The organism is Streptomyces sp. NPDC043427 (assembly GCF_056436655.1).
This window is the reverse complement of sequence record NZ_JBWKCC010000031.1, coordinates 115,845-131,255: the sequence shown is the minus strand read 5'-3', so window position 1 is coordinate 131,255 and position 15,411 is coordinate 115,845. Positions and strand designations below refer to the sequence as shown.

Genomic DNA, 15,411 nt, shown 5'->3' with positions numbered 1-15,411 from the left:
CGCCGTGACCCCGTACTCCGCCGGCTTGGCCTTGCCGCCGTCCCCACCCTTCACGCCGCCTTCGCGGGCGCTCGGCGCCGGGGCGCCTCGCTGGCCTCGAGCGGCTGCGCCGGCCTCCGACCGGCGGCGGTGTTCGGGATGCCGTCAGACCAGCGGGTCCGGCGCCGCCGTGACCCCGTACTCCGCCGGCTTGGCCTTGCCGCCGTCCCCACCCTTCACGCCGCCTTCGCGGGCGCTCGGCGCCGGGGCGCCTCGCTGGCTTCGAGCGGCTGCGCCGGCCTCCGACCGGCGGCGGTGTTCGGGATGCCGTCAGACCAGCGGGTCCGGCGCCGCCGTGACCCCGTACTCCGCCAGCTTGGCCTTGCCGCCGTCCGGGGCCGTCAGGACCAGGGGGCCCTGCTCGGTCAGGGCGACCGAGTGTTCCCAGTGGGAGGACCACGTGCCGTCCGTGGTGATGACCGTCCAGTCGTCCTCGAGGACCTCGGTCTTCGGGGTGCCCAGGGAGACCATCGGCTCGATGGCGAGGCAGAAGCCGGGGACCAGCTTGGGGCCCTTGCCTCGGCGGCGGTCTACGTAGTTGAGCAGGTGGGGGTCCATGTGCATCTCCGTGCCGATGCCGTGGCCGCCGTAGTCCTCGATGATGCCGTAGCGGCCGCCGCCGGGCTTCGGCTGACGGCGGATGTACGTCTCGATGGCCTTCGACACGTCGACCAGGCGGTTGCCCAGCCTCATCGCGGCGATGCCCGCCCACATGGACTCTTCCGTCACCCGGGAGAGCTCGACCAGTTCCGGGGCGTGACCGGAGCCCACGAAGGCGGTGTACGCCGCGTCCCCGTGCCAGCCGTCGACGATCGCGCCGCAGTCGATGGAGATGATGTCCCCGTCCTTGAGGACGACGTCCTCGGAGGGGATGCCGTGCACGACGACGTCGTTCACGGACGTGCAGATCGTCGCGGGAAAGCCGCCGTAGCCGAGGAAGTTCGACTTGGCGTTGTTCTCCGCGAGCACCTTGCGCGCGACCTCGTCCAGATCCTTGGTGCTGGCACCCGGCACGGCGGCCTCACGGGTCGCCGCGTGGATCGCGGCGACGACCAGCCCCGCCTCACGCATCTTGGCGATCTGCTCGGGGCTCTTGATCTGCACCATGGGGACTACGGCCTTTCTGGACCGGGAAGGGACGGACGCTTTCCACGATACGGGGACGGGCCAGCCCTCCCCACACAGCAGCCGCGGCCCCCTCTCGGGAACCGCGGCTACGGCGACGTATGAACGACTACTGGGTGGCGTCGGCGTCCTCGCGCTTCAGCGCGCCCAGCGCGCGTCGGGTCACCTCGTCCACCGGACCCAGCGCCGAGATCGTGACGACCAGGCCCTGCGCCTTGTAGTAGTCGATGATCGGCTCGGTCTGCGTGTGGTAGACCTCCAGCCGCTTGCGGACGGTCTCCTCGGAGTCGTCGTCACGCTGGTACAGCTCACCGCCGCACACGTCACAGACGCCGTCCTTGGCCGGCTTCTTGTACGTCTCGTGGAAGACGTGCGACGAGTCGTTGCGGCAGATGCGCCGGCCGGCGATCCGCTTGACGACCTCCTCCTCGGGCACCTCGAGGTCCAGCACCGCGTCCAGCTTGATCGCCTCGGTCTCAAGCAGCTCGTCGAGCGCCTCGGCCTGCGAGACATTGCGCGGGAAGCCGTCGAGCAGGAAGCCGTTCTCGGCGTCGGGCTGCTCCATGCGGTCCTTGGCCATCGCGATGGTGACCTCGTCGGGGACGAGGTTGCCGGCGTCCATGTAGGACTTCGCGAGTTTCCCGAGCTCCGTCTGCTGGCTGATGTTGGCGCGGAACAGGTCGCCCGTGGAGATGTGCGGCACGCGCAGCTTCTCGGCGAGACGAGTGGCCTGCGTGCCCTTTCCGGCACCCGGCGGCCCGACGAGGACGATTCGCATCAGCGGAGGAACCCTTCGTAATTGCGCTGCTGGAGCTGGCTCTCGATCTGCTTCACGGTCTCGAGACCGACACCCACGATGATCAGGATGCTGGTCCCGCCGAACGGGAAGTTCTGGTTTGCGTTGAAGCCAACCAACGCCATCGTCGGGACGAGAGCGATCAGACCCAGGTACAGCGAACCCGGCCAGGTGATCCGGTTGAGCACGTACGAGAGGTACTCAGCGGTCGGCCTGCCAGCCCGGATGCCCGGGATGAAGCCACCATACTTCTTCATGTTGTCGGCGACTTCCTCGGGGTTGAAGGAGATCGCCACGTAGAAGAACGCGAAGAACACGATGAGCAAAAAGTACGCACTGATGTAAATCGGGTGGTCGCCCTTGGTCAGGTTCTGCTCGACCCAGCGCTTCCAGCCCGAGTCACCGCTGGAGAACTGCGCGATCAGGGCCGGGATGTAGAGCAGCGACGACGCGAAGATGACCGGGATCACACCGGCCTGGTTCACCTTCAGCGGGATGTACGTGGACGTACCACCGTAGGAGCGACGGCCGATCATCCGCTTCGCGTACTGCACGGGGATGCGGCGCTGGGCCTGCTCGACGAAGACCACCAGGCCGACCATGACCAGGCCGACGAGGACGACAGTGCCGAACTCGATCCAGCCGCCGGCCAGGGTGCCCTGCTTCTTGATGGCCCACAGCGCGGACGGGAAGGTCGCGGCGATCGAGATGAACATCAGGATCGACATGCCGTTGCCGATGCCGCGGTCGGTGATGAGCTCACCGAGCCACATGACCATGGCCGTACCGGCGGTCATGCAGATGACCATGACGATGGTGCTGAAGATCGCGCGGTCCGGGACGATCTGGCTGGCGACCGTACAACCGGAGAAGAGGGCGCCGCTGCGGGCGGTGGCCACCAGGCCGGTGCCCTGCAGGATCGCGAGCGCCACCGTGAGGTAACGGGTGTACTGCGTGATCTTCGCCGTACCGGCCTGGCCCTCCTTCTTGAGGGCTTCCAGGCGCGGGATGACCACGGTCAGCAGCTGGAGGATGATGCTCGCCGTGATGTACGGCATGATGCCGAGCGCGAAGACCGTGATCTGGAGCAGCGCGCCGCCGCTGAACATGTTGACCAGACCGAAGAGGCCCTGGTTGCCGGACGCCTGGTCCACACACTCCTGGACACTCTTGTAGTCGACGCCCGGGATCGGAATGTGGGTACCGACCCGGTAGACCACGATGATGGCGAGCGTGAAGAGCAGCTTCTTGCGCAGGTCGGGCGTCTTGAACGCCCGGGCGAACGCGGTGAGCACGGTGCCTCCTGCGACCCCCGCGCAACTGCGTCAAGGGTGACGGTCTTGAGGTTCGACGGATACGTGAAAGAGCAGTGCAGGCCACCTTACCGGGGACACCGCCCGCCTTGGAACGACCAACCGGGGATACCCCGTGATGAGGTATCCCCGGTCGGGACTGCTTACGTCATCGCGCTCAGACGAGCTCGGTGACCGTACCGCCCGCGGCGGTGATCTTCTCCTTGGCGGAGCCGGAGACGGCGTCGACCGTCACCTGCAGCGCCACGGAGACCTCGCCCTGGCCGAGGACCTTGACGAGCGCGTTCTTGCGAACGGCACCCTTGGCGACCAGACCCTCGACGGTGACCTCGCCACCCTCGGGGTACAGCGACGCCAGCTTGTCGAGGTTCACGACCTGGTACTCGGTCTTGAACGGGTTCTTGAAGCCCTTCAGCTTCGGGAGACGCATGTGGAGGGGCATCTGGCCACCCTCGAAGCGCTCCGGAACCTGGTAACGGGCCTTGGTGCCCTTGGTACCACGACCAGCCGTCTTACCCTTCGACGCCTCACCACGACCGACACGGGTCTTGGCGGTCTTGGCGCCCGGGGCGGGACGGAGGTTGTGGATCTTGAGCGGGTTGTTCTCCGCCATGATCAGTCGACCTCCTCGACCGTCACGAGGTGGCGGACGGTGTGCACCATGCCGCGGAACTCGGGGCGGTCCTCCTTGACGACCACGGTGTTGATCCCCTTGAGACCAAGCGACCGCAGAGTGTCACGGTGGTTCTGCTTGCTGCCGATGTACGACTTCGTCTGCGTGATCTTGAGCTGAGCCATTACGCAGCACCAGCCCCGGCACGCGCACGCAGCAGAGCCGCGGGGGCGACGTCCTCGAGCGGCAGACCACGGCGGGCCGCGATCTCCTCGGGACGCTGCAGGCCCTTCAGGGCCTCCACGGTCGCGTGCACGATGTTGATCGCGTTCGACGAGCCGAGCGACTTCGACAGCACGTCGTGGATACCGGCGCACTCGAGCACGGCACGCACCGGGCCACCGGCGATAACGCCGGTACCGGGGGACGCGGGCTTGAGCAGTACGACGCCGGCAGCCTTCTCACCCGTGATCGGGTGCGGGATGGTGCCCTGGATACGGGGGACCTTGAAGAAGTGCTTCTTGGCCTCCTCAACACCCTTGGCGATGGCGGCCGGCACCTCCTTGGCCTTGCCGTAACCGACACCCACGGTGCCGTCACCGTCGCCCACCACGACCAGCGCGGTGAAGCTGAAGCGACGACCACCCTTCACAACCTTGGCGACGCGGTTGATCGCGACAACGCGCTCAACGTACGCGGTCTTCTCGGCGGCAGCAGCGCCGCCGTCACGGCCCTTCCGGTCCCGCCGCTCGCCGCCACCGGCACCGCCACCGCGGCGCTGGGGTCCAGCCATTGGAATTACCTCTCTCTTTTTCCGCTAGCTACGCGCCAACGATTTTGTCGCTGACGCGACGGGCGACTCAGAACTTGAGTCCGGCTTCGCGGGCGGCGTCCGCCAGGGCGGCGATGCGCCCGGCGTACTGGTTGCCACCACGGTCGAATACGACAGCCTCGACACCGGCGGCCTTGGCACGCTCGGCGACCAGGGCGCCGACCTGCTTGGCCTGGGCCGACTTGTCGCCCTCGCCACCGCGGATCGAGGTGTCCAGGGTGGACGCCGACGCAAGGGTGTGACCCTTGAGGTCGTCGATCACCTGGGCCACGATGTGGCGGTTCGAGCGGGTCACGACCAGACGAGGACGCTCCGCCGTACCGTTGATCGACTTGCGGATCCGGATGTGGCGGCGCTTGATCGCGGCGCGCTTGTAGGCGTCGCCCTTGAGGATCTTCTGTCCGTATGCCATGGCTTACTTACCCGCCTTTCCGACCTTGCGGCGGATGACTTCGCCCTCGTACTTGACGCCCTTGGCCTTGTACGGGTCGGGCTTGCGCAGCTTGCGGATGTTGGCCGCAACCTCGCCGACCTTCTGCTTGTCGATGCCCTCGACCTGGAAGCGGGTCGGGGTCTCCACCTTGAAGGTGATGCCCTCGGGCGCCTCGACGGTGATCGGGTGGCTGTAGCCCAGAGCGAACTCGAGGTTCGATCCCTTGGCCTGAACGCGGTAACCGACACCGCTGATCTCGAGCTTCTTCACGTAACCCTGGGTCACGCCGGTGATCATGTTCGCCACCAGCGTGCGGGACAGGCCGTGCAGGGCCTTGCTCTGACGCTCGTCGTTGGGGCGGGTGACGTTCAGGACGCCGTCCTCACCCTTGGCGATCTCGATCGGCGCCACGACAGTGTGGGTCAGCGTGCCCTTGGGGCCCTTGACCGAGACCGTCTGGCCGTCGATGGTGACGTCCACGCCGGCGGGAACCGTGATGGGGAGCTTGCCAATACGCGACATAGCTGTTTCCTCCGTTCCCTTCCGCTACCAGACGTAGGCGAGGACTTCTCCGCCTACGCCCTTCTTGCCGGCCTGCTTGTCGGTGAGGAGTCCGTGCGACGTGGAGATGATCGCCACGCCGAGACCGCCGAGCACCTTCGGCAGGTTGGTGGACTTCGCGTACACCCGGAGACCGGGCTTGGAGATCCGCTTGATGCCCGCGATGGAGCGCTCACGGTTGGGGCCGAACTTCAGCTCCAGGACGAGGTTCTTGCCGACCTCGGCGTCCTCGACCTTCCAGCCCGTGATGAAGCCCTCCTGCTGGAGGATCTCCGCGATGTGCGACTTGATCTTCGATGCCGGCATCGTCACGGAGTCGTGGTATGCCGAGTTCGCGTTCCGCAGACGCGTAAGCATGTCTGCGATCGGATCAGTCATGGTCATGAATTGGCCTTCGGCCTCTCTCGCCGGGGTTTCCTGGTGCGCCATCCCTCTCCCCGATCCGAGACGGGACGGGTGCGGCGCGGTGGACCTACGGCGTAGTAAGTCGTACGGGCGACCGTCAGGCGCCCAACCCCCCAAGCCTAAGCCATGGAAGGGTCGGCGCCTGACGCGCCCATTGCTTACCGAGAGCCCTGGGAATCCCTAAAAGGGTGATTACCAGGAGCTCTTGGTCACGCCCGGCAGCTCGCCACGGTGAGCCATCTCACGAAGGCACACGCGGCAGAGGCCGAACTTGCGGTACACGGAGTGCGGACGACCGCAGCGCTGGCAGCGGGTGTAGCCACGCACACCGAACTTGGGCTTGCGAGCAGCCTTAGCGATCAGAGCCTTCTTCGCCATCTCGCTCACGCCTCCTTGAAGGGGAAGCCGAGGTGACGAAGGAGCGCGCGGCCCTCAGCGTCGTTGGTCGCCGTGGTGACCACGGTGATGTCCATGCCCCGGGTACGGTCGATCTTGTCCTGGTCGATCTCGTGGAACATGACCTGCTCGGTGAGACCGAAGGTGTAGTTGCCACGGCCGTCGAACTGCTTGGGGGACAGGCCGCGGAAGTCGCGGATGCGCGGCAGCGCGAGCGACAGGGTGCGGTCCAGGAACTCCCACATGCGGTCGCCACGAAGCGTGACGTGGGCACCGATCGGCTGACCCTCACGCAGCTTGAACTGCGCGATGGACTTGCGGGCCTTGGTGACGGCCGGCTTCTGACCGGTGATCGTGGTGAGGTCGCGGATGGCGCCCTCGATCAGCTTGGAGTCGCGGGCGGCGTCGCCCACACCCATGTTGACCACGATCTTCACGAGACCGGGAACCTGCATGACGTTCTCGTACTTGAACTCGTCACGCAGCTTGCCCGCGATCTCCTCGCGGTACTTCGTCTTCAGACGCGGAGTGGTGGTGGTAGCCATCAGATGTCCTCACCCGTCCGCTTGGCAACGCGGATCTTGTTGCCTTCGTCGTCGAAGCGGTAACCGACACGCGTGACAACCTTGTTGCCGTCCTTCTCAACGACCAGCTGGACGTTGGAGACGTGGATCGGCGCCTCGGTCGTGACGATGCCGCCGGCCTGCGAACCCTTGGCGGTCGGGCCGGCCTTGGTGTGCTTCTTGACCCGGTTGACACCCTCGACCAGGACGCGGTCCTCGCGGGGGAAGGCCGCGATGACCTTGCCCTGCTTGCCCTTGTCCTTACCGGTGATGACCTGGACCAGGTCGCCCTTCTTGATCTTCATGCTTACAGCACCTCCGGAGCCAGCGAGATGATCTTCATGAACTTCTTCTCGCGCAGCTCACGCCCGACCGGGCCGAAGATGCGGGTGCCGCGAGGGTCGCCGTCGTTCTTCAGAATGACGGCGGCGTTCTCGTCGAAGCGGATGTACGAGCCGTCCGGACGGCGGCGCTCCTTGACGGTGCGAACGATGACCGCCTTGACGACGTCACCCTTCTTCACGTTGCCACCGGGGATCGCGTCCTTGACGGTGGCGACGATGACGTCACCGATGCCCGCGTAGCGGCGACCGGAGCCACCGAGCACACGGATGCAAAGGATCTCCTTCGCACCAGTGTTGTCGGCGACACGCAGTCGCGACTCCTGCTGGATCACGTCTATCTCCTGTTTGTCTGCCGGTTCCCCGGGAGCCGCTCAGCGAGCGGCTCCCGGAGCCTGGCGGAACTGTCCTGCGAGTTTGCCCGCAGGATGATTACTTGGCCTTCTCGAGGATCTCGACGACGCGCCAGCGCTTCGTCGCGGACAGCGGCCGGGTCTCCGCGAGGAGGACACGGTCGCCGACACCCGCGGCGTTCTGCTCGTCGTGCGCCTTGAGCCTGCTGGTACGGCGGATGACCTTGCCGTACAGCGCGTGCTTGACGCGGTCCTCGACGGCGACGACGACGGTCTTGTCCATCTTGTCGCTGACGACGAGACCCTCGCGGGTCTTGCGGAAGCCGCGGGCCTCTGCAGTCTGCTCAGTCACGTTGCTCTCACTCATCAGGCGCTCTCCACCGTCTCGATGCCCAGCTCGCGCTCACGCATCAGGGTGTAGATCCGCGCGATGTCCTTACGGACGGCCTTCAGCCGACCGTGGTTCTCGAGCTGACCGGTCGCCGCCTGGAAGCGGAGGTTGAACAGCTCTTCCTTGGCCTCGCGGAGCTTGTCCAGAAGCTCCTCGTTGCCCAGCTCGCGCAGCTCGGACGCCTTGGTACCGGCCGACATCACGCTTCACCTGCCTCGCGCTTGACGATCCGGCACTTCATCGGCAGCTTGTGGGCCGCACGAGTCAGCGCCTCACGGGCGATCTTTTCGTTGGGGTACGACAGCTCGAACATCACGCGTCCGGGCTTGACGTTGGCGATCCACCACTCCGGAGAACCCTTACCGGAACCCATGCGGGTCTCGGCAGGCTTCTTGGTGAGGGGACGGTCCGGGTAGATGTTGATCCAGACCTTGCCACCACGCTTGATGTGACGCGTCATGGCGATACGAGCGGCCTCGATCTGACGGTTCGTCACGTAGGCCGGGGTGAGCGCCTGGATGCCGTACTCGCCGAACGCAACCTGCGTGCCGCCCTTGGCAGCGCCGCTGCGCTTGGGGTGGTGCTGCTTGCGGTGCTTGACCCTACGGGGGATCAGCATTTCGGTCAGGCCTCCGTTCCGGTGCTCTCAGCCGGAGCGGCGGCGGGAGCGTCGGCCTTGGGGGCCTCGGCAGCCGGAGCCTGCTGCGGCTTACGACCGCGCCCACCACGCTCGCCACCGCGGCCACCACGGGCCGGGCGGTCGGCGCCACCACGGGCCGGGCGGTTACCCGCACGGGCCGCGGCGTTCTCGGCGCGGACCTCGGCGATGTTCTTGACGTCGCCCTTGTAGATCCAGACCTTCACACCGATGCGGCCGAAGGTCGTCTTGGCCTCGAAGAAGCCGTAGTCCACGTTCGCGCGGAGCGTGTGCAGGGGCACACGGCCCTCGCGGTAGAACTCCGAGCGGGACATCTCGGCGCCACCGAGGCGGCCACCGCACTGGATCTTGATGCCCTTGGCGCCGGCCTTCATCGTGCCCTGCATGCTCTTACGCATGGCGCGACGGAAGGAGACGCGGGAGGAGAGCTGCTCGGCGACGGCCTGGGCAACCAGCTGAGCGTCGGTCTCGGGGCTCTTGACCTCGAGGATGTTCAGCTGGACCTGCTTGCCCGTGAGCTTCTCGAGGTCACCGCGGATGCGGTCGGCCTCGGCGCCACGGCGGCCGATGACGATGCCCGGACGAGCGGTGTGGATGTCCACACGCACGCGGTCACGGGTGCGCTCGATCTCCACCTTCGAGATGCCGGCGCGCTCCATGCCGGACGTCATCATCCGACGGATGGCGACGTCTTCCTTGACGTAGTCCTTGTACAGCTTGTCGGCGTACCACCGGGACTTGAAGTCCGTGGTGACACCGAGCCGGAACCCATGCGGGTTAACCTTCTGGCCCATTACCGGGTTCCTTCCTTGCTGCTGACGACCACGGTGATGTGGCTGGTCCGCTTGCGGATCCGGTAGGCACGGCCCTGGGCGCGCGGACGGAACCGCTTCAGGGTCGGGCCCTCATCGACGTACGCCTCGGAGATGAAGAGGCTGTCGACATCGGTGTGGTCGTAGTTGTGCGCGGCGTTGGCGATGGCGCTGTCCAGCACCTTGCCTACCGGCACGCTCGCGGCCTGCGGGGCAAAACGCAGGACCGCCTGAGCCTCCGCGGCGTCCAGACCGCGGATGAGGTCCACCACGCGGCGGGCCTTCATGGGCGTGACGCGGATGTACCGCGCCTGGGCCCTGGCTTCCATGGTTGTCCCTTCAGTGTCTGTCATGGTCATTCACCCCGCGCTTAGCGGCGCTTCGACTTCCGGTCGTCCTTGACGTGACCCCGGAAGGTGCGCGTCGGCGAGAACTCGCCGAGCTTGTGGCCGACCATGGACTCGGTGACAAACACCGGGATGTGGGTCTTGCCGTTGTGCACCGCGATCGTGTGCCCGAGCATCGCCGGGATGATCATGGAGCGACGGGACCAGGTCTTGATGACGTTCTTGGTGCCGGCTTCGTTCTGGGCGTCCACCTTCTTGATGAGGTGGTCGTCGACGAAGGGCCCCTTCTTGAGACTGCGCGGCATCTAAACCCGCTCCTAGCGCTTCTTGTTCGTCTTGCGGCGGCGGACGATGTACTTGTTCGAAGCCTTCTTCGGCGAACGAGTACGACCTTCCTTCTGACCCCAGGGGCTGACCGGGTGGCGACCACCGGAGGTCTTGCCCTCACCACCACCGTGGGGGTGGTCAACCGGGTTCATCGCCACACCGCGAACGGTCGGGCGGACGCCCAGCCAGCGCTTGCGGCCGGCCTTGCCCCAGTTGATGTTGCTCTGCTCGGCGTTGCCGACCTCGCCGATCGTGGCGCGGCAGCGCACGTCGACCAGGCGGATCTCACCGGAGGGCATGCGGAGGTGGGCCATCGAGCCCTCCTTCGCGAGCAGCTGCACGGAGGCACCGGCGGAGCGGGCGAACTTGGCGCCGCCGCCCGGACGGAGCTCGATCGCGTGCAGCGTCGTACCGACCGGGATGTTGCGGAGGGCCAGGTTGTTGCCCGGCTTGATGTCGGCCCCGGGACCGTTCTCGACGCGGTCACCCTGCTGCAGGTTGCGCGGGGCGAGGATGTAGCGCTTCTCGCCGTCGGCGTAGTGCAGCAGCGCGATGCGCGCGGTGCGGTTGGGGTCGTACTCGATGTGCGCGACCTTCGCCGGCACGCCGTCCTTGTCGTGACGACGGAAGTCGATCACGCGGTAGGCGCGCTTGTGTCCGCCACCCTGGTGGCGAACGGTCACACGACCGGCGTTGTTACGGCCGCCCTTGCTGTGCAGGGGGCGGACCAGCGACTTCTCCGGCGTGGACCGCGTGACCTCGACGAAGTCGGCGACGCTGGCGCCACGGCGGCCCGGCGTAGTCGGCTTGTACTTGCGGATTCCCATTTCTCAGTCCTCGTCCGATTCCGGACGATCCTGACCGCTTACGCGGTCGGACCGCCGAAGATGTCGATACGGTCGCCCTCGGCGAGGGTCACGATCGCGCGCTTGGAGCCGGCACGCTGACCGAAACCGGTCTTGGTGCGCTTGCGCTTGCCCTGGCGGTTGATCGTGTTGACCCCGGTGACCTTGACCGAGAAGACCGCCTGGACGGCCTGCTTGATCTGAGTCTTGTTGGCACTCGGGTCGACGATGAACGTGTACTTGTTCTCGTCGAGAAGCGCGTAGCTCTTCTCGGACACGACCGGCTTGATCAGGACGTCACGGGGGTCCGTGTACGCCTTGCTCGCCGGAGTGACGACGGTGTTCTTGCCCTCGGCGGCGTGGCGACGCGCCTTGGCGACGCGCGCGGCCTTGGCGGCCTTCGCAGCCTTGGAGGCAATGCTCGGGTGACGCGTAGCCATCAGGCCTCGCTCCCTTCGGTGTCGTTGGCCTTGTTCGGGCCGGACACGAAGGACTCAAGGGCGGCCTGGGTGAAGACCACATCGTCCGAGACGATCACGTCGTACGTGTTCAGCTGGCCCGGCTCCAGGATGTGGACCTGGGGCAGGTTGCGGGCGGACAGCCACGCGGCCTCGTCGGCGCGGTCGACGACCAGGAGCAGGTTCTTGCGCTCCGAGATCTTGCCGAACAGCGTCTTGGCGGCCTTGGTGGAGGGGGTCTCGCCCTCGATCACGCCGGTGACGACGTGGATGCGGTTGTGGCGGGCCCGGTCGGTGAGGGCGTGGCGCAGGGCCGCGGCCTTCATCTTCTTCGGGGTCCGCTGCGAGTAGTCACGCGGCTGCGGGCCGTGGACGACGCCACCGCCGGCGAACTGCGGGGCGCGGGTCGAACCCTGACGGGCGCGGCCGGTGCCCTTCTGGCGGTACGGCTTCTTGCCGCCACCACGGACTTCACCGCGGGTCTTGGTCTTGTGCGTGCCCTGGCGGGCAGCGGCGTTCTGCGCGACGACGACCTGGTGGATCAGCGGGATGCTGATCTTCTCCACGCCGAAGTACTCCGCGGGGAGCTCGACGGTACCGGCCTTCTCGCCGGCAGGCGAAAGGATGTCAACAGTGCTCATCGGTTACCTCAGGCCCCCTTGGCCGCGGTGCGGACCAGGACGAGGCCGCCGTTCGGACCGGGAACCGCGCCCTTGATGAGCAGCAGACCCTTCTCCGCGTCAACGGCGTGGACGGTCAGGTTCTGGGTGGTGACCCGCTCGTTGCCCATGCGACCCGCCATGCGGAGGCCCTTGAACACGCGGCCCGGGGTGGCGCAGCCACCGATGGAACCGGGGGAGCGGTGCTTGCGCTGGGTGCCGTGTCCGGCGCCGAGGCCCTTGAAGTTGTGACGCTTCATGACACCGGCGAAGCCCTTGCCCTTGCTCTTGCCGGTCACGTCGACCTTGATGCCGGCCTCGAACACCTCAGCGGTGATCTCCTGGCCGAGGGTGTACTCGCTGGCGTCAGCGGTACGGATCTCGACGAGGTGGCGGCGGGGAGTGACGTCGGCCTTGGCGAAGTGGCCCTTGAGGGGCTTGTTCACCTTGCGCGGGTCGATCTCGCCGAACGCGATCTGGACGGACTCGTAGCCGTCGGTGTCGTTCGTGCGGACCTGGGTGACGACGTTGGGGCCGGCCTTGACGACGGTGACCGGAACAACACGGTTGTTCTCGTCCCACACCTGCGTCATGCCGAGCTTCTCGCCCAGGATGCCCTTGATCTGCTTAGCCATTCTCAGATCACCAGCCCTCAGAGCTTGATCTCGATGTCGACACCGGCCGGGAGGTCGAGTCGCATCAGAGAGTCAACGGTCTTGGGCGTCGGGTCGAGGATGTCGATCAGGCGCTTGTGCGTGCGCATCTCGAAGTGCTCGCGCGAGTCCTTGTACTTGTGCGGCGACTTGATGACGCAGTACACGTTCTTCTCAGTGGGCAGCGGCACCGGGCCCGCGACCGACGCACCAGTGCGAGTCACCGTCTCGACGATCTTCTTCGCCGAGGAGTCGATGACCTCGTGGTCGTAGGCCTTGAGCCGGATGCGGATCTTCTGTCCCGCCATGGCTACTCAGTAGTCCTGTCTCTCGTAACGCTCTGGAACCCGGTGTTCCCTTGACTTCTTCCGACCCACGCGGTCGGGCGTGTCGCGCTTCCACTGACACAGATGTCCCTTGTTCGAACATCCCTCCACGGAATGAACACGGCCCTTCCGGAACCGCAAGCCAGGGCCAAAAAAGCCACCGGGTGCCTGGCCGGTGCCGCACTGACACTTCCCGGAAGATTCCCGTACGTCCGTCCCAGCGCTGCCTTTCGACAGTTGGAACGACGAGTACTGTGGGACTCGCTTCCGGTCCCCCCGGCGGGAGGCGCGCAGCATCAACACTCGACCGAGCAACCCCGCTAGTCTGCCATACCAGGCTGGGGCTTCGCCAATCGAGCCGGAGAGAATACCCCGGACGTGACGAAGGTCAAACACGTGCGCGTGCCCCCCCGCCCATGCCGTAAACCGCTGGCCCCCAGCCGCCCGACGTTCCTAGGCTGATCGGGTACGAGCCGCCACGGGGGACGTTCACCATGCGTACGCACTATCCGCGGACCCGGCATCTGCCCTGGTCCCCCGGCGCCACCGCCGATGACCTCAGGATCACCGACCTGTCCGGCCTGCGCGGCCGCGAGGTGGTCGTCACCGAGAAGCTCGACGGCGAGAACACCACGCTGTACGCCGACGGCCTGCACGCCCGCTCGCTCGACTCCGCCCACCACCCCTCCCGCACCTGGGTCAAGGCCCTCCAGGCACGCGTCGGCCACGCCGTCCCCGAGGGCTGGCGAGTGTGCGGGGAGAACATGTTCGCCCGGCACTCGATCGCGTACGACGACCTGGAGAGCTGGTTCTACGGCTTCTCGGTGTGGGACGCGGACGGCCGCTGCCTGGACTGGGACCGGACGGTGGCCTTTCTGCGCGGGCTCGGCGTTCCCGTACCGCGGGTGCTGTGGCGGGGCGTGTTCGACGAGCGGGCGTTGCGCGCTCTGCGGCTGGATCTCGGGCGGCAGGAGGGGTACGTCGTCCGGGTCGTGGACAGGTTCGGCGCTCAGGAGTTCGGGGAGCGGGTGGCCAAGTGGGTGCGGGCCGGGCATGTGCGGACGGACATGCACTGGATGCACGCGGCCGTCGTCGAGAACGGTCTCGGCCCGGCGGCCGCGCTGTGGGCGGTGCGTTCGGGGGCGGCCGTCGACGCGGCGGCGCTGGAGGAGGCCGTGGGGCTGCCCGGTGAGGGGGACCCGCGGGCTGTCGCCCGGTTGGATCCGGCGGGGCGGTCCGGGGACGACCGGCTCGTCGGCGTGCTGGCCGCGCTGCTGCACTCGGGCGGGCGGGCACGGCTCGCGGCGCGGCTCGCCGGGGTGGTGGGCATGCCGCTCGCCCGCCGGGTCGCTGATCTCGTGGGGCTGCACCCCGCGCTGCACCGGCCGTATCCGGACGAGGACCGGCGGGCCGGCCTGGTGCGGTTGTCCCACGCAGCCGACCTCGTTCTGCTGCACGCGGTCGCCCGGGCCACCGCGGCCACGGACGAGGCGCGCGAGCAGGTGGAGTGGTCGGCGCTGCACGCCGAGGACACAGAGAGCATGGACGAGAGGGCGCTGCGTGAGGCGTTCGCCGGGCTGCCGACGGACGCGGCCGTCCGGTGCCGGGCCGAGGCCCGGGAGGCGTACGCGCGGGGCCGGATCAGCGGTGTCGACGAGGCTGTGGCGGCGACCTGGCGCTGGCGCTCCGGCGCCTTCCCGAAACTGATCCAGACGGTCGGCCCGGCGGGCAGCGGCAAGAGCACCTTCGCCCGCGGACTCCCGGGCGTGGACGTGTACGTCTCCCTGGACGATCTGCGCGAGGCGCGCGGCGCGCGAGGCGATCAGCGGGCCAACGAGGCCGTCCTGCGCGAGGGGCTGGACCGGCTGGACAAGGCCCTGGCGGGCGGAGGGACCGTGGTGTGGGACGCCACGTCCCTGAACAAGCAGCAGCGCTCGCTCGTGCACGCGATCGCCCACCGCCGCGACGCCCTGATCACTCACGCCGTGGTCCTGGTCGAAGAGGACGAGCTGATACGGCGCAACGCCCGCCGTGAACACCCGGTGCCGCCGGAGGTGCTCACCGCCCAGCTGCGCCGCTTCGGCCCGCCGTATCCGGGCGACGCGCATCGCACCTGGTACGTCGGGGCGAGCGGGACCGTGGAGGAAGAGATCTGAGGGGTCTGA

General features: G+C 67.3%; 25 protein-coding genes. 1 reads left to right on the top strand and 24 read right to left on the bottom strand.

What is annotated here, in order from left to right:
* Positions 1–309 precede the first annotated feature (309 nt).
* The 24 genes from map to rpsJ form a co-directional block, all read right to left on the bottom strand.
* The gene (gene map / locus AC067M_RS36280; protein WP_478701275.1) at positions 310–1,146 is read right to left on the bottom strand and encodes a type I methionyl aminopeptidase; all 837 of its coding nucleotides are present in this window, start codon (positions 1,144–1,146) and stop codon (positions 310–312) included.
* Positions 1,147–1,273: 127 nt separating this feature from the next.
* Positions 1,274–1,942 carry an adenylate kinase gene (locus AC067M_RS36275; protein ID WP_478701274.1) on the bottom strand — a complete coding sequence of 223 codons (669 nt, stop codon included), beginning with the start codon at positions 1,940–1,942 and terminating at the stop codon, positions 1,274–1,276.
* Entirely contained in the window at positions 1,942–3,255 is a 1,314-nt protein-coding gene (gene secY / locus AC067M_RS36270; RefSeq protein WP_478701273.1) for a preprotein translocase subunit SecY, read from the bottom strand. The genes AC067M_RS36275 and secY overlap by 1 nt, the downstream gene beginning before the upstream one ends.
* Positions 3,256–3,430: 175 nt before the next feature.
* Positions 3,431–3,886: a 50S ribosomal protein L15 gene (rplO, locus tag AC067M_RS36265; RefSeq protein ID WP_478701272.1), complete on the bottom strand. Its 456-nt coding sequence runs from the start codon at positions 3,884–3,886 to the stop codon at positions 3,431–3,433.
* 2 nt (positions 3,887–3,888) lie between these two features.
* Positions 3,889–4,071: a 50S ribosomal protein L30 gene (gene rpmD, locus AC067M_RS36260; protein WP_095748087.1), complete on the bottom strand. Its 183-nt coding sequence runs from the start codon at positions 4,069–4,071 to the stop codon at positions 3,889–3,891.
* Positions 4,071–4,679 carry a 30S ribosomal protein S5 gene (rpsE, locus tag AC067M_RS36255; protein ID WP_030671799.1) on the bottom strand — a complete coding sequence of 203 codons (609 nt, stop codon included), beginning with the start codon at positions 4,677–4,679 and terminating at the stop codon, positions 4,071–4,073. The genes rpmD and rpsE overlap by 1 nt, the downstream gene beginning before the upstream one ends.
* 67 nt (positions 4,680–4,746) lie before the next feature.
* On the bottom strand, positions 4,747–5,130 hold the full coding sequence (gene rplR / locus AC067M_RS36250) for a 50S ribosomal protein L18 (RefSeq protein ID WP_030039763.1): 384 nt from the start codon (positions 5,128–5,130) through the stop codon (positions 4,747–4,749).
* A 3-nt stretch (positions 5,131–5,133) separates the two neighbouring features.
* Positions 5,134–5,673 (bottom strand): 50S ribosomal protein L6, encoded by a 540-nt coding sequence (gene rplF / locus AC067M_RS36245; protein ID WP_055517273.1) that lies wholly within the window; start codon positions 5,671–5,673, stop codon positions 5,134–5,136.
* Positions 5,674–5,697: 24 nt separating this feature from the next.
* On the bottom strand, positions 5,698–6,096 hold the full coding sequence (rpsH, locus tag AC067M_RS36240; RefSeq protein ID WP_007384075.1) for a 30S ribosomal protein S8: 399 nt from the start codon (positions 6,094–6,096) through the stop codon (positions 5,698–5,700).
* Positions 6,097–6,309: 213 nt separating this feature from the next.
* Positions 6,310–6,495, bottom strand: coding sequence for a type Z 30S ribosomal protein S14 (locus AC067M_RS36235; RefSeq protein WP_003948630.1), 186 nt, complete (start codon positions 6,493–6,495; stop codon positions 6,310–6,312).
* Between the two features lie 5 nt (positions 6,496–6,500).
* Complete coding sequence (gene rplE / locus AC067M_RS36230; RefSeq protein WP_015658460.1) at positions 6,501–7,058, bottom strand: 50S ribosomal protein L5; 558 nt, start codon at positions 7,056–7,058, stop codon at positions 6,501–6,503.
* Positions 7,058–7,381 carry a 50S ribosomal protein L24 gene (gene rplX, locus AC067M_RS36225; RefSeq protein ID WP_030039760.1) on the bottom strand — a complete coding sequence of 108 codons (324 nt, stop codon included), beginning with the start codon at positions 7,379–7,381 and terminating at the stop codon, positions 7,058–7,060. The genes rplE and rplX overlap by 1 nt, the downstream gene beginning before the upstream one ends.
* A 2-nt stretch (positions 7,382–7,383) precedes the next feature.
* On the bottom strand, positions 7,384–7,752 hold the full coding sequence (gene rplN, locus AC067M_RS36220; RefSeq protein ID WP_003998823.1) for a 50S ribosomal protein L14: 369 nt from the start codon (positions 7,750–7,752) through the stop codon (positions 7,384–7,386).
* Positions 7,753–7,849: 97 nt separating this feature from the next.
* A complete protein-coding gene (gene rpsQ / locus AC067M_RS36215; RefSeq protein ID WP_037680399.1) occupies positions 7,850–8,137 on the bottom strand; it encodes a 30S ribosomal protein S17 in 288 nt (95 codons plus the stop codon).
* Entirely contained in the window at positions 8,137–8,361 is a 225-nt protein-coding gene (rpmC, locus tag AC067M_RS36210) for a 50S ribosomal protein L29 (RefSeq protein ID WP_121894850.1), read from the bottom strand. Before rpmC ends, rpsQ begins: the two co-directional genes overlap by 1 nt.
* On the bottom strand, positions 8,361–8,780 hold the full coding sequence (gene rplP, locus AC067M_RS36205; RefSeq protein WP_009327094.1) for a 50S ribosomal protein L16: 420 nt from the start codon (positions 8,778–8,780) through the stop codon (positions 8,361–8,363). Before rplP ends, rpmC begins: the two co-directional genes overlap by 1 nt.
* Before the next feature lie 5 nt (positions 8,781–8,785).
* Positions 8,786–9,613 carry a 30S ribosomal protein S3 gene (rpsC, locus tag AC067M_RS36200; protein WP_030860973.1) on the bottom strand — a complete coding sequence of 276 codons (828 nt, stop codon included), beginning with the start codon at positions 9,611–9,613 and terminating at the stop codon, positions 8,786–8,788.
* Positions 9,613–9,960: a 50S ribosomal protein L22 gene (gene rplV, locus AC067M_RS36195; RefSeq protein WP_133927829.1), complete on the bottom strand. Its 348-nt coding sequence runs from the start codon at positions 9,958–9,960 to the stop codon at positions 9,613–9,615. Before rplV ends, rpsC begins: the two co-directional genes overlap by 1 nt.
* A gap of 41 nt (positions 9,961–10,001) precedes the next feature.
* Positions 10,002–10,283 (bottom strand): 30S ribosomal protein S19, encoded by a 282-nt coding sequence (rpsS, locus tag AC067M_RS36190; RefSeq protein ID WP_033528345.1) that lies wholly within the window; start codon positions 10,281–10,283, stop codon positions 10,002–10,004.
* A 12-nt stretch (positions 10,284–10,295) separates the two neighbouring features.
* Complete coding sequence (rplB, locus tag AC067M_RS36185) at positions 10,296–11,132, bottom strand: 50S ribosomal protein L2 (protein WP_478701271.1); 837 nt, start codon at positions 11,130–11,132, stop codon at positions 10,296–10,298.
* 38 nt (positions 11,133–11,170) lie between these two features.
* Positions 11,171–11,590, bottom strand: coding sequence for a 50S ribosomal protein L23 (rplW, locus tag AC067M_RS36180; protein ID WP_478701270.1), 420 nt, complete (start codon positions 11,588–11,590; stop codon positions 11,171–11,173).
* Entirely contained in the window at positions 11,590–12,249 is a 660-nt protein-coding gene (gene rplD, locus AC067M_RS36175) for a 50S ribosomal protein L4 (protein WP_478701269.1), read from the bottom strand. The genes rplW and rplD overlap by 1 nt, the downstream gene beginning before the upstream one ends.
* An 8-nt stretch (positions 12,250–12,257) precedes the next feature.
* Positions 12,258–12,902 carry a 50S ribosomal protein L3 gene (rplC, locus tag AC067M_RS36170; protein WP_123991105.1) on the bottom strand — a complete coding sequence of 215 codons (645 nt, stop codon included), beginning with the start codon at positions 12,900–12,902 and terminating at the stop codon, positions 12,258–12,260.
* 17 nt (positions 12,903–12,919) lie between these two features.
* On the bottom strand, positions 12,920–13,228 hold the full coding sequence (gene rpsJ, locus AC067M_RS36165; protein ID WP_003948644.1) for a 30S ribosomal protein S10: 309 nt from the start codon (positions 13,226–13,228) through the stop codon (positions 12,920–12,922).
* Between the two features lie 512 nt (positions 13,229–13,740).
* Here rpsJ and AC067M_RS36160 point away from each other — a divergent pair.
* Positions 13,741–15,402, top strand: a complete 1,662-nt coding sequence (locus AC067M_RS36160; RefSeq protein WP_478701268.1) for an RNA ligase family protein — start codon at positions 13,741–13,743, stop codon at positions 15,400–15,402.
* The last annotated feature ends 9 nt before the right edge of the window (positions 15,403–15,411 follow it).